This window comes from Mesorhizobium sp. M1050 (genome assembly GCF_040318715.1).
Lineage (GTDB): Bacteria > Pseudomonadota > Alphaproteobacteria > Rhizobiales > Rhizobiaceae > Mesorhizobium.
Map to the genome: position 1 here is coordinate 1 of NZ_JAMYMV010000053.1, position 23,450 is coordinate 23,450.

Here is a 23,450-nt window from a genome sequence, read left to right on the forward strand (position 1 = left end):
CCTTGCCGTCGATCTCCTCGCACAGCCGAGAGACCTGGCTCTTGGAGATGCCGCTCATGCCCATCGCCTTGACCAGGTCGTCGACCGAGCGTGTCGAGATGCCCTGGATATAGGCTTCCTGGATCACCGCGGTCAGCGCCTTCTCGGCCATGCGTCTCGGTTCGAGGAAGCCCGGGAAGTAGGAGCCCTTCCTCAGCTTCGGGATGCGCAGCTCGACCGTGCCGGCGCGAGTCTCCCAGTCCCGGTCGCGGTAGCCGTTGCGCTGGGCCGTCCGAAGTGGGCTTTTCTCGCCATAGGCAGCACCCGTCGCGGCGCCCACCTCCATCTCCATCAGACGCTCGGCGGCAAAGCCGATCATCTCACGCAACAGATCGGCGTCGGGTGTCTTCTCCACGAGCGCGCGCAGGTTCATCATGTCGTCGGTCATCGGTAGTCCTTCCGGTCAAAGGTTGGTGTCGCAACCAGACCCTACCGGAAAGCGCCGATGACCACCGCAAAGCCGCTCGCTCCCTACAGCGCCATCAAGGGCGCGCTCGCGAGCAGCTTTTGCTACCGCTGAGCTACACCACTTACGGCGACACGAGCCAAGCGCGGTCATTCAACAACTTATCAACCACCCAGAATGCCGCGTGGCGTGGCATTCGACGTCTAGAACAAAGAACCTATGTAGTCAGACGGCGAAAGCAGCGATCTTGACGGTGAAGTTCTCCTTGTCCAGCAAGCCCACAAGACTCTGGAACCTCCGATTGGTGTTTTCCTGAGATATCGGCCAGATCACGGCGAAACCGACAGCCAGTGATTTGGGCACGGATTTCTGCAGCGTCATGAGGGATCGCAAAGGCCTTTCGCGCGTAACGTTCGTGCTGGTGGCAAGCACGGCGCGGTACCTATGTGAGCCCGCGTTTCAAAATCAGCAGGAACTTCTCTTACCGGATAACGTTTTCATTTCGGAAACCAGGAGATCACTGCCATGGATTGGGACCGCGTCGAAGGAAATTGGAAGCAGGTTAAGGGCAAGGTCAAGGAACAGTGGGGCAAACTTACGGACGACGACCTAGACCGCATCGGCGGTAAACGCGACCAACTTGAAGGCATCATTCAGGAGCGCTACGGCCTGGAGAAGGATCAGGTTCGCCGGGACATTGACGAGTGGTATGGCAGGCAAGACTGGTAGACGGTTGCCGCGACGCTCGAACGGCGTAACAGATTCGTGGTATCCCTTGCTGGCCTCAAGCTCATGCTGCGGACAGCTGATAAGCACCTATCGGCCGTCACTGGCGAGGCTTCGAGCGGCGGGATTGCCCTTTCCATCGTGCGTTGCCGGAATCCGATCAGGAGGTGCCGTTCACGGCGGAATTTGGCGAGCGCATCGTGCGCAGAAACTTCCCTGCCCGGCTTCAACCCGCTCCAGCTCGGCGGTGCTTCTTCAGCCTGGTAATCGCCGCCTTGTCGACAGTAATCAGGCCTCCGCAATCAATTCGCACCGTCAATTTATCGGCTTCGCGATCGACGCGAGTAACATCCCCAACGAGAACGACCTTATCTCCTGCTCGGGTTTTAGGTGGCGGATCGATCGCATAGGGATGGTTATATGATGGGATGCTTACTCTAGCGCGCCCGCTGGGGAGAACCGTGATCACCGTACTGGTCAGCGCCACTTCGTCACCGATCTCAAATTCCCGAGGCATGCTATGGTGCAACATGGGTTTCCTGCGGTGCTTTTTCTTAATAATGCTGGCAAACTGACTTGGTTGCGCGAAATCGTAGCGAATGGCGAATGCCGAACTCATTTCTCTCGGAGGGCCCCGCCAGCGTGAAATTTCCTTCCATCGAAACCACGCAGGATAGCGATCGGCTCGGGCCATCTGCTGACCTGCTCCCACCTGGCGATGCTCGGCGCCTCCGTATCGGCACCTCCCACACCACGAAATTTGGTGGGCTAGCCAGATCGGAAGCTAACAGACGATCACGAACGGTGCTGCGGCGCTCACGTCGCGCCAGCCTGGCACTCCTCCTTGCTTTGCTCGCACCTGCGCACTCAGCAGACATGAACCGCCGCCATCGCGCAGCCGGTAGTGTCTCAGTTTGAAATTCGCCGACCTCTGCGGCGCTGCTTAGAAAGGGCCTTCAATAGGTCCGCTTCATCTGTGATCCCGTTCTGGAAAGCGTTGACGACTTCCTCGGCGAGTGCTTCCATCTGCGCCACGTCTTTCTTGGCGAGGAAGCGCTCCTTGGATATTTGGTCGAACACTCGCTTTAGCAGGGCCAGATCAGCGGCGTCGAATGCTCCGCCATAGCGTCGCAGTGGCATTTGCCGTCCTTCAAACTTGGCTTGATTGCCTGACTGTCTCACAAACGATGAATGACCGCTACCAGCCGTACACGGGAATGGCGCGGCTTTCCCATTATCCAACTTGGAGGGGCGCAATGCTGGAGGTGGAAGGCTGGAAAATCGCTTGGGGCGTGGTTTTCGAATTTGTTTCATATATGGACACTAGCCTTCGGCCTTATGATCCGAAATCTACCGGGCATCGAAGAAATTTCACTGCTCGCTGAAAATTTTCCTATGCGCCCTCTTGAAGCCACAACGCCCTGTTATAAATAGCTAATTGCCGGTCGCCAGATGGGGCCGGTAGAGCCTAGGAGGCTTCAAGGCGATCCTAGGCCTTGTTGCAAACCATGTTGCTCAAAGGAGGATATGGCTATGAGGACAAACCTTGATTTTGCCCCCCTGTTCCGGTCCAGCATCGGCTTCGACCGCGTCTTCGACATGCTGGAAAATGCGAGCCGCGTCACTGCGACAGACAATTGGCCGCCCTACGACATCGCCAAGACAGGTGAGGACGACTATCGCATCACCATGGCGGTCGCCGGCTTCTCGCAGGATCAACTGACAATCACTCATCAGCCTAACCTGTTGGTTGTGAGTGGGTCGCAACCTGGCGAGGACAATGGCCAGTACCTCTATCGCGGCATTGCCGGGCCCGCTTTCGAGCGTCGGTTCGAACTGGCCGACCATGTGAAGGTCGTCGGCGCCAGCCTGGACAATGGGTTGCTGAACATCGATCTCAAGCGCGAGCTTCCCGAAGAGATGAAACCGCGCCGGATCGCCATCGCCGGCAGCACGGCAAAGGCAGCGCCGCGACAGATCGAAGCCGAAAAGAACGCGGCCTGAAGTCATCGTGAATCAGAAGCGTCAGGCACCGGCAATCGTCCGGTGCCGCGCGGTTGAACGTGGAGGTGAACGAAGATGAATATGCGTGACCTTATCCCGTGGGGCCGTAACAACAACCAGGCCCCGAGCATCTATAGCGGTGGCGATCCCTTTCTTTCGCTTCACCGCGAGGTGAACAGGCTCTTCGATGACGTGTTGAGGAGCTTCGAGACGCGCTTGCCTACTGCGGGGCAGCTTTCGCCTTTCGATGGCGGCTGGCCGAAGGTGGAGATCTCGGAGTCGGATAATGAGCTTCGCGTCACCGCCGAGGTTCCCGGCATGGAAGAGAAGGACATTGAAGTCCTGCTCGATGAGGACATGCTGACCCTGCGTGGCGAGAAGCGGTCGGAGACCGAGGAGAAAGGCTATTCCGAGCGATTCTACGGCCACTTCGAGCGGCGCATCCCCCTCGGCTATGAAGTCGAGGACGACAAGGTCAAGGCGTCCTTTGCCAATGGCGTCCTGACCCTGACGCTGCCGAAGAACCCGAATGCGCAGTCGAAGGTGAAGCGTATCCCCATCACCCACTGACGCACCGAGCAGGCCGGAGGCGGTACCTAACTGCCTCCGGCGCATCCTTCGCTCCACGGGAGGGACGAATGATGCCGAAGCAAGCAAGTGAAGTCACACCAGTCGTAGAAAGTCTCGGCCCGGCAAACGACAACTGCGGGCGAGCGCTGTCATTCGGCAGATCCGAGTTCCCGCCTGATGCGGTCGCGCGGATCTACAAGCCTTGCCGGTCGGTCATGAGCTCGGGCCGTGCGCGACCGAAAGGATGGCGGCTGGTGTTCGAGCGGCGTATCGCACCCGTCATCGAGCCCCTGATGGGTTACACCGGAAGCTGTGACACCCTGACCCAAGTGGAGCTCGATTTTTCGACGGCTCAGGCGGCCATCGACTATGCCGAACGTCAGGGCCTCGCGTACAGGGTTCAAGGAAGCGCGGCGGCCGAAAAATCCATTGTCGAACCTTCCGATGCTGAGAAGCGGCTGCAGCCCGGCGCGCATCTTGTCTGGAACCGCCTCCAGTTGGCGGTTTCGCAGGCGTCGCATTATCGGCCCGCATTGACGGACCCGGAGCCACTTTTTGCCTCGCCGATAGAAGTCGTCGTCGACCCCCTTTTGACCGTCGAAGAGAAACGCGCCGTCCTGCGCAACTGGGCGTGGAATGAGTATCTGGTCGATCTCGCAACATCCGAGGGAATGCCGGAAAACGCACGTCCGACCCGGCTCGACGAAGTGGAACAGGCGCTGCTCGCATTGGAACCACGGGACGGCAGCGAACCTGACCGTTTCGATCTCGGAACAAAAGCAGAAGGCAATGTGAGGTGACGCTATGGATCCGATCATCGTGTTCGATTGTGAAAATGCCGTTCCCAACCGTTTTGCGCTGGCCGTCGCCGGAGCGGGCCGTGCGCTCAGCCGGGGCGCCGAGCCTTGCCCGACAAAGCGACGATGCCAGTGGAACCGCCATGCGCGAGATCGCCGGCAACCGCTTCCGGCCCGACGAGGTCGAGCCTTTCCTTCTGGCCGGCTCGGTTCCGCGTGATTGGGCCCGGCAGGTGAAGAAAGCTTCGCGGTGACCACGGACAGTCCTCGGCCGCCGCGCCCGTTCTCAACCAGAGGACGGTTCACTGACCATGTCACGAAAGGAGGATGAACAATGCAGAAATGGCTGAAATCTGAAAATCGTCCGGTGATCGACATCGTCAATTTGGTCGCCGGTATCGCGCTAGCAATGTCGCCCTGGTATCTCGGGTTTGCGGCTGAAGCCTATGCGGCCTGGAACGCCTGGATCGCCGGTGCGGTGATCGCCCTGATCGCCGTGGGTGCGCTGGTTGCGTTCCACGAATACGAGGAATGGGCAAACATCGTGGTTGGGCTGTGCACATTGGTCTCGCCTTGGGTCCTCGGTTTTTCGGCCGTGGCAGCGGCCATGTGGGCGCATGTGATCGTAGGCGTCATAGCGGCGGTCCTGGCAGCGGGAAGCCTCTGGTCCTTCGGCAACCGTCCGCTTTCGAAGGCCTGACCAACGCCCTCCTTATCCCGCGTCCGGCTGCCGTGCGCAGGAACAAAAGCAGATCAAAATGCGTTTCGTCATTCTGACGTGAGGAGAGCGCCATGCAACCTTCGGACCGCGCCAAAAGCGAAAGCATCAATAAGGCCCCTGATGAATGGACTAGCGGTGACGACCCGATGACGCCGGCCCAAGCTTCCTACCTGAAGACACTTTGTGAGCAGGCGGGCGGCGAACAAAGTTTTGCCGAGGACCTCAGTAAGGCTGAGGCTTCCAAGCGCATCGATGCTCTGAGGACCAAATTAAGGCTTTAGAGCTTTTTGGCGGAATCCGGTGACATGCATAGATACTCCCGACCGGGCCATGAGCAGCGGGCGTCGATCGGGTCGTGCAGCGATGAACCGAGGTGACTTGCCGAAGGAACAGCGGTCCCGCGTGCGTCAGCGCGGATCGAAAATCACGTCTGCGAGTGCGACGCGGCGTGAAGCGTGCGCTTGGCCAGACCGAAACAGCCATCGCCTTGGTTTTGCTTGGAACACCAAGAGCACGGCGACGGCATTTGCACGCGGCAACGGGAACCGGCCTAGACGCTCCACGTTTCGATTAATCGAAGTTCCCCGGTAGGAATTCTGCAATGGCGGAGAATTTATCTCGCGACGATGAACAGCGCGGCACCAGAAAAGTCCTCAAGTGGGGTGTCGTGATCGCCACCGTGCTTTTTATTGTGCTGCTGGCGATATTCGTCCTCGGCCCGCGTGTGTAGGCCTTCGAGCGGGTCTGCGAGCATGTCGGTTGCGGCAAGCGCGCGCCTTTTGGCTTCCCTCCCTTGGCCAAGGCAACCCTGCCCCACCGAAAACGATCGCCAGCTTGGAAGTAGCAGCGCTGGAGGAGAGCCGCGCGCCGGCGGCGTTCGAGGCTGATCGCCACCCGTCGTGGTCTTGGGTGTGGGATCCTTGTCGGTCTCTATCTTGAGGGCTCTGCGTTACACCGGCTTCGGCCAGTTCTTTACCACAGGCGACGGCTGCTGGGACATGCCGAACTTTCTCGAGCCCGCTGGAGAGGCCGCGACCACTGCGGAAGGCGTGCTCGTACTCTCCGCCACGCCGGAACTGGGCAGGGTGCCTGGTTCCAGCAATTCGCCGAGCGCTATGCGGCACGTTTTGGACCGATTGGAAATTACGCCGTGTATTCCTACAACTCAGCCCGCGTCCTGATCGCGGCCATCAAGGCTGCCGCCGATGAAGCCAAGCGGTATTCCAGCCGGCGAGACGTCACGGCGGCAATGCGCAAACTCCGCTTCAAAGGCATCGCCCATGGGCGCTCCGGTCGAATGGGACGAGAAGGGCGCAATTTGGCCGCCGTATGGAGAGCGGCTACTTTCGACAGGTGGCCGAGATTCCGCGGACCCCCGGCGGATCGGTCATTGCGTTCCCCTTCCTGCCTCTGGCTCATCATCTTTTCCGATGCTTCCCTCGGATCGTTGCACAGCAGCGCCACTACGATCCGGCCCGCTCGGGAACAGCACCTTCAACTTGTGCTCCGCGCCTGCCCAGCTGTGCGAATGATATTGCCACAGGCACCAATTGCTCACCGCAAAGGCGAGAATGCCGGCAACCACGGCGAGAGCGAGCGTCGACCCGATGACTGCCTTGATCATGACGCCGGCAAAGACGCCGGCGATTGCACCATTGACGACATTCACCATGCCCGCCGTGCTGGCGAAGGCCTGCCAGGGTCTGGGCCTGAGGCCGACATCGGCCAACAAGGCCAGATGATCGTCGTGGGTGGAGTGAACCAGATATCGCGCCATCGAGGGAGTGATCTCCGTGTAGTAGTGCCGGATGCGTGCCATGCCACGCGCATGGACCATATCTTCGATGCCCACCTGCACGGCCCTGACGAAGGTCACCAGTCCGATGAAATAGAGGCAAGGCAGCATGATCAGGCTGAACAGGACGAAGGGCAGCCCCATCCTGGTCACCTGCGCCACGAAGGCGAGGGCGATCGTGGCGCTCGACACCGACGTCAAGAACAGATTGGCGCGCTGGTTGGCCTCCTGGATGGTGGCGGCCCTGGCGGTCTCCAGCACGAAATGTTCCGTCGTCATCATCTGCAGGAGCTGCTGCCGGCTCTCGCTTTCGTTTGCTTTGATTTCATTTGTATCCGGCATCGCGAACGGATCTATCGGCGGTCGCTGGATTGCCGGCGCGAGGCCGGCTCTCGGCTCGCGACGGTGGGTCTGGCGCCAGTATCAACCGGCGCGAACGAGCAGTCGTCGACCGAAGAACGAATGCCGTTCGGGTAAGGTTCCGGCCCGATCGCCGATCGCTGCTTTCACGCTCCATCTATATCCAGTGATCTGCAAGGAACCGTGCTCATTCGTCGGCACGGTTCTAATTGTGGACGCTCTCCTGATTTTTGCCGCGAAGGATATTGCGGTCGTCGGGATCGACCAGGTCAGATGTGTCGGTCCTGATATCCGATCCCTTGCGCAACGCTTCTCGTTCCGCGGCCGACCGCTTCAGGTCTGCCTTCGCATCAAAATCCTTGCCGGCATTCTTGGTGTTCTCCCGTTCTTCGATGATGCGGATTTGCTGCTCATGGGTTCGGCGTCCGGTCATCGCTTCCTCAAGGTGTTCGGACCCGGGCCTTTTCTCATGGTGGTAATGGTGGTGGTAATGGCAAGGCGGCTGGATCGTTCCGAACGGCGTCGAATAAGCGCTTTGTCGACTGCGGGTATCGGACTCCCCCGGACTGCCTCGCGAAAGCTGCATCGAAATGCCGTGTCGGTTCCGCGCTTTCGCGCGGCAGCTTTGCCGCCTCGATGGAACAACCCGGCCCGTCCGCCGTTCGGCCACTGGTCGCGAGATGTCCACGCCCGCGCGTTCGAACGGCTGGAAGCGAGGTGCCGTTCGCCGCAACGCCGGCCAAGCCAAGCACATCAACACCAGAGGAGGCTACGATGCCCAACACCGCCGAGATACTTGTCGACACGCTGATCGCATGGGATGTGCGCGTGATCTTCGGCCTGCCGGGAGATGGCATCAACGGGATCATGGAGGCGCTGCGCACCAGACAGGACAAGATCCGTTTTGTTCAGGTGCGGCACGAGGAATCGGCGGCGTTCATGGCGACGGCCTACGCAAAATGGACCGGCAAGCTCGGTGTCTGTCTCGCCACCTCCGGACCGGGCGGCACCCACCTGCTCACCGGCCTCTACGACGCAAAGCTCGATCAAGCGCCGGTTCTGGCCATAACCGGCATGCAGTTCCATGATCTGATCGAGACCTTCACACAGCAGGATGTCAATCTGACCCGTGTCTTCAACGACGTCACCGTCTTTAACGCCCACGTCGCCGACGCGGCGCATATGGAAAGCGTTGCCGGCCTGGCCTGCCGCTCCGCGCTTGCCGGACGCGGCGTTTCCCATCTGTCGATAGCAAGCGATGTCCAGGAGCAGACAGCGGCGAAGCGCTCAATGCGCAACCTGCCGAAGCACACGCCGGACCGGTGGTTCGAAGGAAGCAAACAACCAGACGAGGCCCAGCTCGATCTCGCGGCCGACATTCTCAACACCGCCTCGAAAGTGGCGATCCTCGCAGGACGCGGCGCGCTGCATGCCAAGGCGGAACTCGAGAGCACCGCCGATCTGCTCGCCGCACCCGTCGCCAAGGCCCTGCTCGGCAAAGCCGTGCTGCCGGATGATCATCCGAACGTCGTCGGCGGCATAGGCATGTTGGGTACCTTGGCCTCCCAGGAGATAATGGAGCAGTGCGAGGCGCTGCTGATCGTCGGCTCGACGTTTCCCTACATCGAATACTACCCCAAGCCCGGCAAGGCGCGCGGGATCCAGATCGACCGCAATGCGCAGCGCATAGGCCTGCGCCATCCAGTCGAGGCTGGCCTGGTCGGCGACGCCGCCGTCACGCTGCAATTGCTCAACAAGAGATTGAAGCAGAAAACAGACAGCTCATTTCTCGAACAGGCCCGGCAAAGCGTGCGGCGCTGGCGCGGTATGATGGCCGAGGCTGAAGGCAAGGACGACGTGCCGCTCAAGCCGCAACGCGTAGTGAAGGCATTCGGCGACCGCATGCCGGCCAACGCCATCCTCGCCACCGATTCCGGCCAGAATACCGAACTTGCCGCCCGCCATATCGACATCAAGGCGGGTCAGGACTTCGCCGTCTCCGGCTCGCTCGCATCGATGGCCTGCGGGTTGCCCTATGCGATTGCCGGTGGCATAGCCTTCCCGGGCCGGCCGGTCTTCGCAGTGGTTGGCGACGGCGGGCTCGCCATGCAGCTTGGCGAATTTTCGACGGCGGTGCGCTACAAGGTTCCGCTCAAGCTCCTCGTGATCAAGAACAACATGCTGAACCAGATTGCCTGGGAGCAGATGATGTTTCTCGGCAACCCGCAATTTGCCTGCGAACTCCAACCGATCGATTTCGCCCTGGCCGCCGAGGCGATGGGCGGCATCGGCTACAGCATCACCCGGCCCGAGGACATTGAAGGCGTTCTTGATGCCGCTTTCGCCACCGTGGGCCCCGTGATCATAGAGGCCGTCGTCGACGCCTACGAGCCTATGCTGCCGCCGCGCATGCCGGATCAATACCGCAAGAACATGCGCACCGCGCTGAAAGAAACGCCGGGTCGACAGGAGATAGAAAAGAACCTTGCCCAGGAGCCACTGAAGACGATGATGGGCTGACCCTGTCCCGCGCCGCCGTCACGTCTTGACGTAAGCGCCTGGCTGCCGGCCGCCCTTGGGAGCCTTGGCGTCCTTCGAGCGCTCGGCGACCGCCGGGCCGGCGCCGGACGTCTTTTCGGTTGCCGGGCTCGGGGTGGCTTGCTTTGGCGCACTTTTCCTTGGCGGGTCTTGCCCTTCCGACTGGCGCGTCTTGTCGTCCATCTCGCCCATCCGCCGCGTCAGCCCAATCCCACCGGGAGGCTTCCTGTTGCCGGCCGCAGCCTGGGAGAATTCATCCCCAGCATCAGTGCCGACTTTGGCGGGGTATTTGGTCGCACCGGTTTCGTAGCGGGTTTCGTCCTCGGTCATGACACATCTCCGATTGCATGACGGGTAAACATTTCTGCAGTGCGCGGGTTCCGTCGCATGCATACCGATTTTGACAGCGAAATATCCCAGATCGGCCGCGGCACATCGAAGATACATTTTACTGCCGGCTACTGCCACTTCCGGGCCTTTCGCGCGTTGAAGCATGTTCAATGGATGTCCCGCGTGACGGATCGCAATCAGATTTCATCGGTGCTGTTCCCCGACGGGTGCGGGCGATGAGCTTCGATGCGCTCTTCTCGACTTCGATCTGTTATGGCAGCGGCGCCCCCGAAGCCGGCTGGACGCTGGCGCTTCCCATCACGTTGCCGCTCGCGGCAGCCGCGTCGCTCTATGCTGCGGGCGCCATCCGGCTTTGGCGGCGGAGCGGACGCGGACGCCCCATGCGATCACGGCAGGCGTTGCTGTTTGCCGCCGGCTGGGCCGTGTTGGCGGTGGCGCTGGTAAGTCCGATCCATGCCCTGGGCGGGCGCGTCTTTGCCGCTCACATGATCGAGCACGAATTGCTGATGGCGGTTGCGGCGCCTCTGCTGGTCGCTTCCTGCCCGACCGTGCCGATGATGTGGGCGTTGCCGATGCGGGTGCGCCAGGGGCTCGGCGTGGCCGCGCGTGCAGGCATGCTTCGGGCGATCTGGGCATTCATCAGCCGTCCTGTCGTCGCCACCATCCTGCACGGAGCGGCGATATGGGCATGGCACGTGCCGGCATTGTTCGAGGCTGCCCTCCAGCAGGGCCCCTTGCACTATGCCCAGCACGCCAGCTTCCTCGGCACCGGGCTCCTGTTCTGGTGGGTGCTGCTGCCTCGGCCTGGCCACGAACAAGCCTGTGGCAGGGCCGTCATGCATCTTTTCTTCACCTCTGTGCACACCAGCCTGCTCGGGGTGTTGCTCGTGGTCTCGCCGAGGCTCTGGTATCCGGAAAATGCCATCGGCTCGAAGCTGTGGGACCTCAGCCCGCTCGAGGATCAGCAACTCGCTGGCCTGGTGATGTGGATTCCCGCCGGCCTGATCTATGGCGGAGCCGCGCTGCTCCTGGCCGCCCTATGGATCCGCGCAAGTGGGCGGCGACAGGCTTCGAACGGCCTACGCCTCATTTGAAACTCTGGAGCCGCGACGGCGTTTCGCTCGCGGCGGTTTCGCGCCGGCCCGGCCGGAAAAACGCAAAACCCCGTCCGGAAGCGCGGCCCCGGCATGTCCAACGGGATTTGGCCCCGCCTGTTCGAAATCGTCTCCGCGCCTTTCCCGGAGCTGTGCAATTCCCGGCGCTGTGAGCACTGCGCGCGATTTCATCAGGCGGACAAGTTCGGGCCGAAGGCCATCGCCTCTGGCGGCGGCCAATTCATGCAGAAAAGCAAAGGGATACATTCGACTGCCCTTTCGATGGCGACGCCGTCCCTCTTCGGCTCATTTCGTGTCATGACGTTCAACGCCGCGGCCAGAACCATGTTCCGGCGATTTTGCCCGGGAATCTAGGCCGCCGCGGCTATCCAATAGATTGGAACCTTCCGAGCCAGACAGAAGTTCTGCCTGCAAAGGAGGCGATCATGGCCACATCCACGGACCGAAAACCTGCGGCGAAGACAGTCCATGCCTGGACGGAAGCGGGGCTGGACAAGACGCCGGGGTTCGACCCAGCCGCCGCGCCGTCCAGGACCGACGCTGAGGCGGCGGATACACCCAATGACGCCGGGCAACCACCTCCCAAACGACAGTCGCGGTTCAAGAACCAAGCAAGCTTTGCCAATGCGATGCGGCCGATGGAGAACCGAGCCGACATACTGCCCGGCAACAACTGGCCCGTCTTGGTGATTGCCATAGCCGTGCTCGTGGCAGCTGCGGTCTTCATACTCGCCGCCATTCTTCGCTAAGGCGTGAACTGATAAACCGGCCCGATGCGCTCTCGGTTCATGCGTTCGCGAACTCGATTGACGACGATGCTCTCAAGTCTTTCGTTAGCTTTCCGGCTAACATTCATTGACGGTTTGCCCCCGTTATAATGAGCTTCATGGCTAACCAATCGATGCAACTCGACCACATTTTCAGGGCCCTCTCCGACGCGACCCGTCGGGCGATAGTCGTGCGGCTATGTGAGGGTGAGGCGTCTGTCGGAGAACTGGCGAAGCCGTTCGAAATGGCGCTGCCGAGCCTGATGAAGCACATCGGCATTCTAGCGAGCAGCGGCCTCGTTACGTCCGAAAAGAACGGGCGCGTCAGGACGTGCTCGTTGCAGACGGAAGCAAACTGAAAGCCAATGCCCCGCAAACGCGTCAAAATGAATCGCCTCTGTCCGCTTGGGCGCTTAATCGAGAGATCGTCCTCTCGCGCGTGATCAACGCGCCACGAGAGCTGGTTTCTGCGCATGGGCTGATCCGCGCCATCTTGCCCAGTGGTTCGGCCCGGCCGGGTCAAGATTAATACGAAATCGATAGATATTCGCGTCGGCGGCGAATGGCGGTTCGAGACCCGCGCCCGACGGCAAGCGATATACGAGCCGTGTGCAATTCCGGCGCATCGAGAGGCCGCACTTGATCGAGTTCAATCACGGCGCCGACAAGACAACGATCCTGGCCTGTTCCGCACCACCATCACGTTCGACGAACAGAGCGACGCAAAGACCGTCATCACTTTGCGACAGTTGCATCCAACGAAGGCTCAGCGCGACGCGGGGATCGGCTTAGGCGCGGCCGAATTTCGGCTATCAGACTCTCGACAAGCGAAAGCAGCACGGCCATTTAGCGACATCGGACAAATCTTCCACGCCCTGGCGTTCAAGCTTTCTTTTGTCAGGTTCTGGTCTGGCCTTTACCCTGCGGATGTTTGCGGCCGCCTTCCATTCGGGAAAGGTCTTTTTTCGTACATAGCAGCCTGGGCCGTGCAGGATCGGAGATGTCGATCTTGTCCCAGGGAATGCGATAAAAGCCGCCGCCGCGGCGTAGCCGGAATAGGTCGAGAACCGCAGCGCCTATGGCTGAAGCGGAGAGACGCTCGAATGCGGCATAGATACCGACATGGAACTCTATAATCGCGAGATCGTCCCCATCCTGTTCGGCGCATATCTCCTCGATATAGCCGATGCTCTCCCCGCGCTGCGAAAGCACGCGTCGCCCGGCAAGCTGTTCGAGATTGACGGTCGTCATCAGCCCGCTCCCGGGATGCGGCCAATGACGTGGTCCCGCAGCCAGTTCTGCCAATCGAAGATTGCCGTCTCGCGCACATCGATGTCGAACTCAATATCGACGCCAATGTCGCGCACCTTGTTCCAGGCGATCCGATGCGGCTCGCCATGGTCCTTGCCGCCCAGCTTTGCCGCCAATCGCGCCATCCAGCGGCCGGGCCGCCGACCAAGCCGACGCGCCAGGGTGATGGACCCAAGTTCGATCGCAGCCACTCTGGGCGGCTTGCCCGGTCTCAGTTCGGCCACCAGCCCATCGACTTTGCCGATCTTGACCTGCTCGCGGTCGACCACTTGCTTGTCCAGAATGTCGCGCACCAGATCCATCACGTGCCTCCGAATATCTGCAATGGGATGGTCACGACCGCCAGCACGAAACCAAGTGCGATGATGAAGACGACCGCCGCGTTCGAGATCATCCCATTGCGATGCTTGCCCACGTAACGTTCATCGTTCAACAGGAAGAGGAAGGGAATCACGCTCAACGGCAGGCTGGCAGCCGTCAAAGCCATGGAGAAGATCGTCAGCTTCAACGGATCGAGGCCGAAAGCGATCGGCAAGGCGCTGAGGAACAACGACAACGTGTAAACCGTGCTGAAGCCTGGATTGTCGCGCGGCTTCTGGTCTTCGCCCCATGTCCAGCCGAAGCCCTGGGCCACGAGATAGGCTTGCTGCAGCCCGACCTCGAGCGCGGCGCCGAAGCAGGCAATGCCTAGCGAAGCGACAAACAGGACAAAACCCCAGAAGCCGAATACCGGGATCAGCATCAGCGGCAATTGATGGTAGTCGTCCACCTGGTCAATGCCGTGGGCGGGAAGCACGAGAGCGGCAACGATCAGCACACCGATGGAGATCGTGCCGCCAAAGGTCATTCCAAGGAACGCAATAGCGCGATTGGCACCGAGATAACTTCTGTCCCACTGGTCCTCGATGGCGCCCGACGAGTAGAACATGAACAGATAGGGCGAGATCGACGCTCCAAGAATACTGACGGCCATGAACCAGTAATTGGCCCGGTCATGAGCCGGCAGCGTGGGAACCGCGCCCGCCGCGACCTGACCCCAGTCGGGCTTGAGCATCACGGCGCCGGCCACAAAGCACAGTGTGACCAGACCGAGCATCGAAACACCTTTTTCGATAAGGCCGAACGTCCCTTTCCAGAGAAACAACCACGCCAGCAATGCCACCAGCAGCGCCCACCACTGGAAACCGATCCCGGTGGCGAGTTCGAGTGCAATGGCGACGCCGCCGATCTCTGCCGACATGACCATGAAGTTGATCAGCAAGATCGCGAGCAGCGGCCAAAGGAAGACGTTGAAGCCAAATCGCTCGCGAATTCCATCGGCGATGGTGTGATGGCTTATCGCGGCGAACCGACCCGCCATCTCGACGAGAAAGATGATGCAGATCGTCCCTAGAACGACCGCCCAGACCAGCTGGAAATGGAATGCCGCACCGGCCTGAGCTGCCGTAGCCATCGAGCCGATCTCGAGAAAACCGCCAATGCTGGTGACGATACCCAACGCTATTTCGAGCAGCTTTTTCATTGTTGCGGCGCCGAGGATTTGGCGTAGGCGCCCAGCGTCGTGGCGGCTCTTCGCAGGTCCCGCTCCGCTTGTTCAACCTTGCCGCGGTCACGATCCCGTAATCCTGTCTGCGCTCTTGCTGCCGCCGACGACAGCTGCTCGATAGCCTTGATGAGCTCCGCTCGGTCGGAGCCCTCCGGTGAACCGGCCGATCGGATTTGCGCTTCGGCATCGGACCAGATGTGGCTGACGGATTGCAATGTCAGCGACGTGTAGTTCCGGGGTGCCGCTCCAGCAAGCCAGGCTTCCAAGACCACCGATGCCGTCTGTGCGGCGGAGGCCGCAGTTCTCGACTGCTGGTATACCTGGTCTGTCGAAGACGTGCATGCGGTCAACGTCGTAGCAATCAACATAACGCATAGAGAGCGAAGTCGACCTTGGAATTTACCGGCGGAATATACCTCATGCATTTCTCGCGTTGCTGCAACACGATTGCCCTCCCCGGCGCGAGACAACTGCGAGTCTGGTATGTTGGATCGCCCGGTATTCATGTCATCGACCCATCCAGCGACCGGCACCTAGCGCGACGCGGCCTCGCCCTTCCTATATTCGTGAATGAGGCCCAGGATCTGCGCCCGGACCAATTCGCGAGCATCAGGCTGGACGAACGGCATCAGCAGTTCGACTTTCTCCTCGACCTCCTTGGGGAGATCCCCTGCAGGATCGGTGAGACTGGTCTCATATTCGTAAAGGTTATCCGACAGCTTTCTGTCGATATCTGACAAGATGCCCATCGCGTCCGCTCCGGTCGTGCTCAGCGTCGTGTTTCAATCGCTGACCAAAGGAAATGTTCCCACGACGGCGCCTGCCGCGCGTCGCATGCGCTTCGAGACATCGCCATTCAAGGCTCTGCTCGAAAGAGGTTGCGGCTTCGCAGAGCCAGCGGGAACAATTGGTCGCGGGTCGGGTTTGTTTAGTCTTCGTGCAAGGATGACTGGCATGAAACCCGCCGTAACCGATCACATTGAGATAAAGAAATATGACCATCCAACCGGCGGCTGGGGGTCGCTTCGGTCCCTGGTTCGCAAGGCGCGCGGCGAAGGCCTTTTGCTTTCAGGGATATGGAGCACGCTGCTCAAGCAGAACAAGGCGGACGGTTATATGTGTGTTTCCTGCTCGTGGGCCAAACCGGCCCAGCCAAGGCCTTTCGAATTCTGCGAAAACGGCGCCAAGGCAACGATGTGGGATCAGACGAAGCTGCGTTGCGAACCTTCTTTCTTCGCAGAGCACAAAGTGACGGAGCTGCTCGACTGGCCTGATCACGATCTGGAAAAGCAGGGCAGGCTTACCGATCCGCTGCGGTATAATCCCGTCAGCGACCGCTATGAGCCGGTTGCTTGGGATCGTGCGTTCCGTGAGATCGCCACAGAGCTGCGGCGACTCGATCCGAAATCGGTCGTCTTCTACACCTCCGGTCGAGCCTCGCTGGAGGCTTCCTTCATGTATCAGCTCTTCGCGCGAATCTACGGTTCATCCAACCTGCCGGACTCTTCCAACATGTGCCACGAATCCACTTCGGTGGGTTTGCCGGAGTCTATCGGCTCCCCTGTGGGCACCGTACAACTCGACGACTTCGCGAAATGCGACATGATGTTCTTCTTCGGCCACAACACCGGCGTAACCGCGCCTCGGCTGCTGCATCCATTGCAGGAGGCACGTCGACGCCAGGTGCCGGTGTTCACCTTCAATCCTTTGCCGGAAAGAGGACTAAAACGGTTCAAAAACCCGCAAAATCCCGTCGACATGCTGTCACCCGGCCCGGGAACCAAGATGTCCAGCGACTTCTTTCAAATCCGCGGCGGCGGCGACATTGCCGCCATGACCGGCATTGCAAAGGCTCTGCTGGCGCTCGACGACGCTGCGCGTGAACGCGGCAATCAGCGGCTCCTGGATGTCGATTTCATCACCGAACATACGCATGGCTTCGCCGATTTCGAAGCCTATCTGCGCGCCGCCCGCTGGGATGAGATTGTCGGCCGGTCAGGCATTGCGCAGGCCGATCTGGAGCATGTCGCAGAAGTCTACAGTCTTTCGAAGGCGGTGATCGGCAATTACGGCATGGGCCTGACGCAACACAGGCATGGCACCGAGAACGTCCAGATGCTGTGCAACCTGCTGCTGATGCGCGGCAATATCGGAAAACCCGGCGCCGGCATCTCGCCCCTGCGCGGCCATTCCAATGTCCAGGGCCAGCGCACGGTCGGCATAACCGAGAAACCCGAACTCGCTCCATTAGACAAGTTCGCCGAGTTCTATGGCTTCCAGCCACCGCGCCAGAAAGGCCTCGACACCGTGGAGACCTGCGAGGGCGTCATCGGCGGATCGGTGAAGGGCTTTATCGCTTTGGGTGGCAATTTCGTCCGTGCTGTGCCCGAGACCGGCCTGATCGAAAAGCATTGGCGTCGACTTAGCCTGCATGTCGAGATCGCGACCAAGCTTAACCGCAGCCACTCTTTCCGGGGGCGGTTACCTATCTGCTGCCCTGCCTGTCGCGGCTCGAACGAGATCGCGAGGCGAGCGGTGACCAGACGGTTTCGGTCGAAGATTCGACCGCCTGCATACACGGCTCCTTTGGCTCGCGGCCTCCTGCTTCGCCAAATCTGCTCTCGGAGCCGAAGATCGTTGCGGAACTCGCCATGGCTACGGTGCCCGGCAGGAGTTCAATTCCCTGGGACCAATGGGTTGCCGACTATTCCCGTATCCGTGATGAGATCGAGCGGTGCTACCCCCAGCATTTTCGCGACTTCAACAAGCGGTTTCTCACCCCGGGCGGCTTCCACCGCGACATCAAGGCGTCGAATCGCGTGTGGGAGACGCCCAACAAGAAGGCCAATTTCAAGTTGCCGACCATGCTCGAGGCAAATCCCGACATCGACCTTTCCGGCGATCGGGTGCTGACGCTGATCACCGTGCGTTCCAATGACCAGTTCAACACCACCGTCTACGGCTACAGTGACAGATTGCGCGGCATCCATGGCACGCGCATGGTGCTGTTGATGAACGAGGCGGACATCCGGCGTTTCGGCCTGCGCGCGGGCCAGGATATCACTCTCGAAACCCATGCCCATGATGGTGTAGAGCGGCGCGTTCACGGCCTACGCGTGACGCCTTATTCGATTCCCGAGGGCAATTGCGCCGGCTACTATCCGGAACTCAACCCACTGGTCCCGCTCTGGCACCGGGCCAAGAAGGCTCATGTCCCAGCCGGAAAGTCGGTACCGGTGCGGATTGTTTCTTGAGGCATCCAAGCCGGGCGACACTTTGAGCAGCGCGAGGTCTCGTTCAGCAGTCGGCACTAGACACGAGCCGTCAGGCGCTCTGGCTGCGTTCGACGAACTTGTTGAAACGGCTGGCGTTACCGCCACCCGTTTCTTCCTGGAAAAGGAAGGCCAGATCATTCTCGTCGAAAATCCGGAAGAACTCGTCCCATTCGATGGGCTCCAGCGTTTCCTCCGGCTCGCCAAAGTCAATCCGCAGGATACCGCCCTTGCCCGAGGTGCGTATCACGGCAGGGCGGCCGCCTCTGTCGCTGACCCATTGGCGGATTTCGTCATGATCGGTCGTCGTCCTTGCTTGTGACATTGAAATCTCCGTTCGGTTCCCAAGGTTAGCAACCGGGCCTTCCCTCGCCGATTTTCACACCATCAATCCCGATAATCGGATGATTGGTGGCGCGCCGTAACGGGCCGATCGCTGGGCTCTAACATCGAAGAGCCTGCAATGTTCCAGCGTGCGCTTGGCGTACCGCGGATCGATCTTTGTTGATGCTCAGGGAACAAAGCTTTTGCGAAAAAGTTCGGAACGCCAAGGCGGGTTTGCGTGAGGAGTTGTCGTGAGACGCATATTGGTCACCGGCGGCTGTGGCTTTATCGGCCGACATGTCGCCCAAGAACTCATTGAGCACGATTACGCAGTTTGTATTTTCGACGCGCTGCTGGACCAGGTGCATGGCGGGGAAACGGTAAGCATTCCGGCCGGAGCCGAGCTGATCAGGGGCGACGTGCGCGACCGTGATGCGCTCGCCGGTGCGCTGCAGGGCGTCGATGCCGTCATTCATCTAGCAGCTGAAGTTGGTGTCGGTCAGTCGATGTATGAGATCGCCCGCTATGTCGGCACCAACGATCTCGGCACCGCTGTCCTGCTCGAAGCACTGATCAGACACCCGGTCCAACGGATCGTTGTCGCTTCGTCCATGAGCGTCTACGGCGAGGGTCTCTATGCGTCGCCGGACGGCCGGCGCGTCGGCAATGCGCGGCGGCGGCCGGAAAGCGTCAGGAACGGGCAATGGAATCCCTTGTCGGCGGAGGGCGACGTCCTGTCGCCGCTGCCGACGGACGAGGAAAAGCCGGTCGACCTCGCCTCGATCTACGCCCTGACCAAATACGCGCAGGAACGCGCGGTGCTGATCTTCGGCGAAGCCTATGACATCGATGCGGTGGCGTTGCGGCTGTTCAATGTCTTCGGCGCCGGGCAGGCGCTGTCAAATCCCTACACCGGGGTACTCGCCAATTTTGCCTCGCGGCTGGCCAATGGCCAACGGCCGATGATATTCGAAGATGGCGAGCAGAAGCGCGACTTCGTGCATGTGCGCGATGTCGCCCGCGCCTTTCGGCTCGCGCTGGAACAACGCCAGGCGCGCGGCCATGTCATCAATGTCGGCAGCGGGCGCGCCTATGCCGTCAGCGAGGTCGCCCGGCTGCTGGCCGATGCGATGGATGTGCCGGAGCGCTCGCCGGAAATCCTTGGCAAGGCACGCTCGGGCGACATTCGAAACTGCTTTGCTGACATCTCGAAAGCACGCGATCTGCTCGGCTTTGAACCACGGCTGCAGCTGGAGAATTCCCTGGATGAGTTTGTCGCATGGGTGCGCGGCACGGTCGCAATCGACCGCGGCGCCGACATGAGACGCGAACTGGAAGAGCGGGGGCTGGTATCATGACGTCCGACTTGCGCAACCCTCGCGAAGCCCACGTCGCGATTGTCGGCGGCAGCGGCTTCATCGGCTCGAACCTCGCCGACAGCCTGCTGTCCGACGCGACCCCGGTTCTGATCATCGACAATTTCAGTCGCCCCGGTGTCGAACAGAACCTGGCATGGCTGAAGCAGAAGCATGGCAATCGCATCGCCGTGGAAACCGTCGACGTCCGGGACGCGGACGCCTTGCTGCCGCTTGTGGCGAATTCGGCGGCTGTATTCCATCTTGCCGCGCAGACGGCCGTGACCACGAGCCTCGTGCAGCCGAGCGAAGACTTCGACATAAATCTTCGGGGAACATTCAACGTTCTCGAAGCCGCCCGTCGAAGCGACCGATGCATCCCGGTGATCTTCGCCAGCACCAACAAGGTTTATGGCGGGCTCCCCGACATCGCGGTGTTGGAGGAGGATAACCGTTGGGTGCCTAGTGATCCCGCTATCCGTGCCAACGGCATCGGCGAGAACCGCGGCCTGGATTTCTGCACACCCTATGGCTGCTCCAAAGGCGCGGCCGATCAATATGTGCTCGATTATGCCAAATCCTACGGGCTGCCGACCGTTGTGCTGCGGATGAGTTGCATCTATGGGCCGCATCAGTTCGGCACTGAGGATCAGGGCTGGGTGGCGCATTTTCTGCTGAGCGCCTTGTCCGGCCGCCCCATCACGATCTACGGCAACGGCAACCAGGTGCGCGACATCCTTCATGTTTCCGATGCCGTTGCGGCCTATCGCGCGGCACTTGCCCGGATCGAGGAGGCCAGCGGACAGGCATTCAATCTCGGTGGCGGACCAAAAAACGCGATCAGCCTGCGCATGCTGCTGGAGGAGATCAGCGGCATCACCGGCCGCGACGTCTCGATCCGCTATGAGCGCGAACGCACCGGCGACCAGCCGTTCTTCGTTGCCGACACACGTCGGATCGAAATGACGCTCGGCTGGAAAGCGGCGGTCTCCTGGCGCGAAGGGGTCCGCCATCTCGCCGATTGGCTGCGGCGCAATCGCCTCGAACCGCAGCCTGAGCCTGCGAGGTGCGTGGCATGAGAGTAGCCCTTGTCAATCCGTTCTGGACCTATGAGGAGAGCATCTACTTCGGCTGCCGTCAGCCGCACTTGCCGCTCGAACTGGGCTATTCGAAAGCGATGCTTGAGGCCGATGGCCACGACGTGCTGATGCTGGACGGCCAAATCCAGCAGCTGGACAACAGCCAGCTTGCCGCGCGTGTCGCTGACTTCGGGCCGGCCATGACCGTGATCAGCACCGCGCCGACTTATCTGTTCTGGCGTTGCGCCCCACCTGAGTTGCGCGTGCCGGCCGATTTCCTCAACCGTCTCGCCGGCCGTGGCGGCCGCACCGTCGCGGTCGGCCCGCATGGCTCGGCGACACCGGCACCAACGCTGCGCAAGCTTGGGGCCGATATCGTCGTGCGCGGCGAATGCGAGGAGGTCGTCGCGGAACTTGGCCGACGCGACGACTGGAGCGCGGTTGCGTACACCGCATATCTGCAAAATGGTGAACTTGCCGGCGACGGCCTCGTCCACGCCAGCCCCTTTGTCCACCATGCCCCGCTCGAATGGCCGTCCGACTGGCTCGCCGGCCATACTCATCACCATCATCGCTTCGATGAGAAGCAGTTTGGTTTAGGTGCCGAAGTCGAGGCTTCGCGCGGTTGCCCCTACAATTGCAGCTTCTGCGCCAAGATCGATTTCCGCGATGCGTATCGGCGCAGGAACCACGATGCAGTGACGGCGGAAATTGATCGGCTGATCGCTCAGGGTGTTGGCTATATCTACTTCATCGATGAGATTTTCCTCCCGCAGAAGGCGCTGCTGGAAGCGCTTGTGGATCGCGATGTCAAATTCGGTGTCCAGACCCGCATCGATCTTTGGAAACCCGAGCTCCTGGAGCTGCTTGGCGCCGCTGGTTGTGTCTCGATCGAGGCAGGGCTCGAAAGCCTGACGATGGAAGGACGCGCCATGCTGGCGAAGCGCTGCCGGCTGGGAACCGAGGAATTGGCCGCATTGCTTGTCGACGCGCGGCGTCATGTCCCCTTCGTTCAAGCCAATCTCATCGGATCAGTCGAAGATGATCCGGCTCTGGTCGAATATTGGCGAAAGCATCTCATCGACCGCGGCGTCTGGGCAAACGAACCGGTGCCGCTCTATCCCTATCCCAGTTCACCGAGCTATCGCGAGCTCTGGGGTGACCCCGACGACTTAGCCTGGGAGCGCGCGCACGAGCATTATCTCGCCTCGTTCGGCACCTTTAGCGACATCCAGGAAAAGCATCCTCGTGCGCTAACCGAATTGGAGGCCGCATGTTGCAGTCACTGATCCCGCGCCAGCGACGCATCCTGATGACGGTCGACGCCGTCGGCGGCGTCTGGCGTTATGCGCTCGACCTGACGCGTGAACTGATCACCGGCGGCGATAGTGTCGTTCTTGCCGGGCTTGGCCCCAAGCCATCCGCCGAGCAGGTCGAGGAAGCCGACACCGTCGCGGAGCTGGTATGGCTCGAGACTCCGCCAGATTGGATGACCCGCAACGAGGCCGACCTGGACGGGCTGCCACAGGAGCTGTGCGCCCTCGTTCGTGACTACGCCATCGATCTCGCCCACCTCAACGCGCCGGCACAGGCAGTAGGGCTCGATCTCCCCTGCCCGGTCGTGGCGGTGTCGCATTCATGTGTGGTGACATGGCTGCGTGCGGTGAAGGCACAGGATGCCGGCGGCGAATGGACCTGGCAGAGGGACCGCAACAGAACCGGTTTCGATCGCGCGAACGCGGTGATTGCGCCCAGCCGAAGCCATGCCGCCATGCTTGAAGCCTGCTACGGACCAATTCCCGGCCTCAGCGTCGTCAACAACGGCACCCGGCCCGGCCCGGTGGCCGCGAGGCGGGAAGCCGTTGTCTTCGCCGCCGCGCGCTGGTGGGATGAAGGCAAGAATTCAGTCACCCTCGACCACGCAGCATCGCTGATCCGCTGGCCCGTTTTTGCTGCCGGGTCCGTTCACGGTCCCGATGGGCAAGTAGCCCATTTCAGCAACGTTGCAGCCCTGGGTTCGATCGGACATCAGGAAGTCCGTTTGCTGATGGCGCGAGCCGCCGTCTTCGTGTCGCCGTCGGTTTACGAACCTTTCGGGCTTGCCGCTCTGGAGGCTGCAACATCGGCAACACCGCTCGTGCTGGCGGATATTCCTACCTATCGCGAATTATGGGACGGGGCGGCACTGTTCTACAATGCCAGCGATCCGCATGACCTCGCCAAATGTGTCGACGGTCTGTGTTGCGACGATCAACATAGGAAACGGCTCGGCCAGGCCGCTGCACGCCGTGCCCGCAGGTTCTCGCTTGCAAAACAAGCCGCCGCCATGCGCGACATCTACGGCCGCTCGGCTCTATCCGTGGCGGAACATTGA

General features: G+C 60.9%; 29 protein-coding genes and 1 pseudogene. 17 read left to right on the top strand and 13 right to left on the bottom strand.

Going from position 1 to position 23,450, the window contains the following annotated elements; translation table 11 throughout:
- Positions 1–427 (bottom strand): transposase (locus tag NKH57_RS24350; protein WP_352948018.1); only part of this gene is annotated, 427 nt, incomplete at its 3' end.
- Between the two features lie 243 nt (positions 428–670).
- Complete coding sequence (locus NKH57_RS24355) at positions 671–826, bottom strand: hypothetical protein (RefSeq protein WP_352948021.1); 156 nt, start codon at positions 824–826, stop codon at positions 671–673.
- Positions 827–970: 144 nt separating this feature from the next.
- Between NKH57_RS24355 and NKH57_RS24360 the strand changes: the two genes are divergently transcribed.
- On the top strand, positions 971–1,174 hold the full coding sequence (locus NKH57_RS24360; protein ID WP_023763179.1) for a CsbD family protein: 204 nt from the start codon (positions 971–973) through the stop codon (positions 1,172–1,174).
- Positions 1,175–1,397: 223 nt separating this feature from the next.
- Here the strand turns inward: NKH57_RS24360 and NKH57_RS24365 are convergent, their stop codons facing one another.
- Together NKH57_RS24365 and NKH57_RS24370 are read right to left on the bottom strand one after the other, a co-directional pair.
- The gene (locus NKH57_RS24365) at positions 1,398–1,790 is read right to left on the bottom strand and encodes a preprotein translocase subunit YajC (RefSeq protein WP_023763180.1); all 393 of its coding nucleotides are present in this window, start codon (positions 1,788–1,790) and stop codon (positions 1,398–1,400) included.
- A gap of 290 nt (positions 1,791–2,080) precedes the next feature.
- Positions 2,081–2,311 carry a hypothetical protein gene (locus tag NKH57_RS24370; RefSeq protein ID WP_023763181.1) on the bottom strand — a complete coding sequence of 77 codons (231 nt, stop codon included), beginning with the start codon at positions 2,309–2,311 and terminating at the stop codon, positions 2,081–2,083.
- 393 nt (positions 2,312–2,704) lie between these two features.
- Between NKH57_RS24370 and NKH57_RS24375 the strand changes: the two genes are divergently transcribed.
- The 6 genes from NKH57_RS24375 to NKH57_RS24400 all read left to right on the top strand — a co-directional run bounded on the left by NKH57_RS24375 (position 2,705) and on the right by NKH57_RS24400 (position 5,993).
- A complete protein-coding gene (locus NKH57_RS24375; protein WP_352734498.1) occupies positions 2,705–3,175 on the top strand; it encodes an Hsp20 family protein in 471 nt (156 codons plus the stop codon).
- Between the two features lie 75 nt (positions 3,176–3,250).
- Entirely contained in the window at positions 3,251–3,745 is a 495-nt protein-coding gene (locus NKH57_RS24380) for an Hsp20/alpha crystallin family protein (protein ID WP_023758330.1), read from the top strand.
- 68 nt (positions 3,746–3,813) lie between these two features.
- A complete protein-coding gene (locus NKH57_RS24385) occupies positions 3,814–4,545 on the top strand; it encodes an NADH dehydrogenase ubiquinone Fe-S protein 4 (protein ID WP_352948026.1) in 732 nt (243 codons plus the stop codon).
- 331 nt (positions 4,546–4,876) lie between these two features.
- On the top strand, positions 4,877–5,242 hold the full coding sequence (locus tag NKH57_RS24390; RefSeq protein WP_352948029.1) for an SPW repeat protein: 366 nt from the start codon (positions 4,877–4,879) through the stop codon (positions 5,240–5,242).
- Between the two features lie 92 nt (positions 5,243–5,334).
- Positions 5,335–5,544: a DUF3072 domain-containing protein gene (locus tag NKH57_RS24395; RefSeq protein ID WP_023758326.1), complete on the top strand. Its 210-nt coding sequence runs from the start codon at positions 5,335–5,337 to the stop codon at positions 5,542–5,544.
- 320 nt (positions 5,545–5,864) lie between these two features.
- Positions 5,865–5,993, top strand: a complete 129-nt coding sequence (locus NKH57_RS24400) for a hypothetical protein (protein ID WP_280948943.1) — start codon at positions 5,865–5,867, stop codon at positions 5,991–5,993.
- A gap of 657 nt (positions 5,994–6,650) precedes the next feature.
- Here NKH57_RS24400 and NKH57_RS24405 read toward each other — a convergent pair.
- Positions 6,651–7,340 carry a hypothetical protein gene (locus NKH57_RS24405; protein WP_352948032.1) on the bottom strand — a complete coding sequence of 230 codons (690 nt, stop codon included), beginning with the start codon at positions 7,338–7,340 and terminating at the stop codon, positions 6,651–6,653.
- Positions 7,341–7,623: 283 nt separating this feature from the next.
- Entirely contained in the window at positions 7,624–7,851 is a 228-nt protein-coding gene (locus NKH57_RS24410) for a hypothetical protein (protein WP_031259852.1), read from the bottom strand.
- Positions 7,852–8,192: 341 nt separating this feature from the next.
- Between NKH57_RS24410 and NKH57_RS24415 the strand changes: the two genes are divergently transcribed.
- On the top strand, positions 8,193–9,938 hold the full coding sequence (locus tag NKH57_RS24415) for a thiamine pyrophosphate-dependent enzyme (RefSeq protein ID WP_352948035.1): 1,746 nt from the start codon (positions 8,193–8,195) through the stop codon (positions 9,936–9,938).
- Between the two features lie 18 nt (positions 9,939–9,956).
- Here NKH57_RS24415 and NKH57_RS24420 read toward each other — a convergent pair whose 3' ends face one another.
- On the bottom strand, positions 9,957–10,286 hold the full coding sequence (locus tag NKH57_RS24420; RefSeq protein ID WP_352948038.1) for a hypothetical protein: 330 nt from the start codon (positions 10,284–10,286) through the stop codon (positions 9,957–9,959).
- 236 nt (positions 10,287–10,522) lie between these two features.
- On the opposite strand from NKH57_RS24420, the gene NKH57_RS24425 reads away from it, so the two are divergent.
- The 4 genes from NKH57_RS24425 to NKH57_RS24440 all read left to right on the top strand — a co-directional run bounded on the left by NKH57_RS24425 (position 10,523) and on the right by NKH57_RS24440 (position 12,548).
- Positions 10,523–11,401: a cytochrome c oxidase assembly protein gene (locus NKH57_RS24425; protein ID WP_352948041.1), complete on the top strand. Its 879-nt coding sequence runs from the start codon at positions 10,523–10,525 to the stop codon at positions 11,399–11,401.
- 93 nt (positions 11,402–11,494) lie between these two features.
- Positions 11,495–11,776 (top strand): hypothetical protein, encoded by a 282-nt coding sequence (locus tag NKH57_RS24430; protein ID WP_352607620.1) that lies wholly within the window; start codon positions 11,495–11,497, stop codon positions 11,774–11,776.
- A gap of 71 nt (positions 11,777–11,847) precedes the next feature.
- The gene (locus NKH57_RS24435) at positions 11,848–12,171 is read left to right on the top strand and encodes a hypothetical protein (RefSeq protein ID WP_352948044.1); all 324 of its coding nucleotides are present in this window, start codon (positions 11,848–11,850) and stop codon (positions 12,169–12,171) included.
- A 137-nt stretch (positions 12,172–12,308) separates the two neighbouring features.
- Positions 12,309–12,548, top strand: coding sequence for an ArsR/SmtB family transcription factor (locus tag NKH57_RS24440; RefSeq protein WP_352948046.1), 240 nt, complete (start codon positions 12,309–12,311; stop codon positions 12,546–12,548).
- Between the two features lie 538 nt (positions 12,549–13,086).
- On the opposite strand, the gene NKH57_RS24445 is transcribed toward NKH57_RS24440, so the two are convergent.
- The 5 genes from NKH57_RS24445 to NKH57_RS24465 all read right to left on the bottom strand — a co-directional run bounded on the left by NKH57_RS24445 (position 13,087) and on the right by NKH57_RS24465 (position 15,795).
- Entirely contained in the window at positions 13,087–13,440 is a 354-nt protein-coding gene (locus NKH57_RS24445; protein ID WP_352835893.1) for a hypothetical protein, read from the bottom strand.
- Positions 13,440–13,802, bottom strand: coding sequence for a hypothetical protein (locus NKH57_RS24450; protein ID WP_023758315.1), 363 nt, complete (start codon positions 13,800–13,802; stop codon positions 13,440–13,442). The genes NKH57_RS24445 and NKH57_RS24450 overlap by 1 nt, the downstream gene beginning before the upstream one ends.
- The gene (locus NKH57_RS24455; protein ID WP_023758314.1) at positions 13,802–15,022 is read right to left on the bottom strand and encodes an NRAMP family divalent metal transporter; all 1,221 of its coding nucleotides are present in this window, start codon (positions 15,020–15,022) and stop codon (positions 13,802–13,804) included. The genes NKH57_RS24450 and NKH57_RS24455 overlap by 1 nt, the downstream gene beginning before the upstream one ends.
- Positions 15,019–15,312, bottom strand: a complete 294-nt coding sequence (locus tag NKH57_RS24460) for a hypothetical protein (RefSeq protein ID WP_352948051.1) — start codon at positions 15,310–15,312, stop codon at positions 15,019–15,021. Before NKH57_RS24460 ends, NKH57_RS24455 begins: the two co-directional genes overlap by 4 nt.
- 267 nt (positions 15,313–15,579) lie before the next feature.
- The gene (locus tag NKH57_RS24465; RefSeq protein ID WP_023758312.1) at positions 15,580–15,795 is read right to left on the bottom strand and encodes a hypothetical protein; all 216 of its coding nucleotides are present in this window, start codon (positions 15,793–15,795) and stop codon (positions 15,580–15,582) included.
- A gap of 205 nt (positions 15,796–16,000) precedes the next feature.
- Here NKH57_RS24465 and NKH57_RS24470 point away from each other — a divergent pair.
- Positions 16,001–18,300, top strand: a pseudogene (locus NKH57_RS24470) (FdhF/YdeP family oxidoreductase).
- A gap of 70 nt (positions 18,301–18,370) precedes the next feature.
- Here NKH57_RS24470 and NKH57_RS24475 read toward each other — a convergent pair.
- Positions 18,371–18,643, bottom strand: coding sequence for a hypothetical protein (locus NKH57_RS24475; RefSeq protein ID WP_023758310.1), 273 nt, complete (start codon positions 18,641–18,643; stop codon positions 18,371–18,373).
- Between the two features lie 250 nt (positions 18,644–18,893).
- Here NKH57_RS24475 and NKH57_RS24480 point away from each other — a divergent pair, with 250 nt between their 5' ends.
- Genes NKH57_RS24480 through NKH57_RS24495 form a run of 4 tightly spaced genes read left to right on the top strand, consistent with a single transcriptional unit; the run spans position 18,894 to position 23,450 of the window.
- Complete coding sequence (locus NKH57_RS24480; RefSeq protein ID WP_023758309.1) at positions 18,894–20,000, top strand: NAD-dependent epimerase/dehydratase family protein; 1,107 nt, start codon at positions 18,894–18,896, stop codon at positions 19,998–20,000.
- A complete protein-coding gene (locus NKH57_RS24485) occupies positions 19,997–21,076 on the top strand; it encodes an NAD-dependent epimerase/dehydratase family protein (RefSeq protein ID WP_352835882.1) in 1,080 nt (359 codons plus the stop codon). Before NKH57_RS24480 ends, NKH57_RS24485 begins: the two co-directional genes overlap by 4 nt.
- A complete protein-coding gene (locus NKH57_RS24490) occupies positions 21,073–22,365 on the top strand; it encodes a TIGR04295 family B12-binding domain-containing radical SAM protein (RefSeq protein ID WP_352835878.1) in 1,293 nt (430 codons plus the stop codon). The genes NKH57_RS24485 and NKH57_RS24490 overlap by 4 nt, the downstream gene beginning before the upstream one ends.
- Entirely contained in the window at positions 22,350–23,450 is a 1,101-nt protein-coding gene (locus tag NKH57_RS24495; RefSeq protein WP_352487393.1) for a glycosyltransferase family 4 protein, read from the top strand. Before NKH57_RS24490 ends, NKH57_RS24495 begins: the two co-directional genes overlap by 16 nt.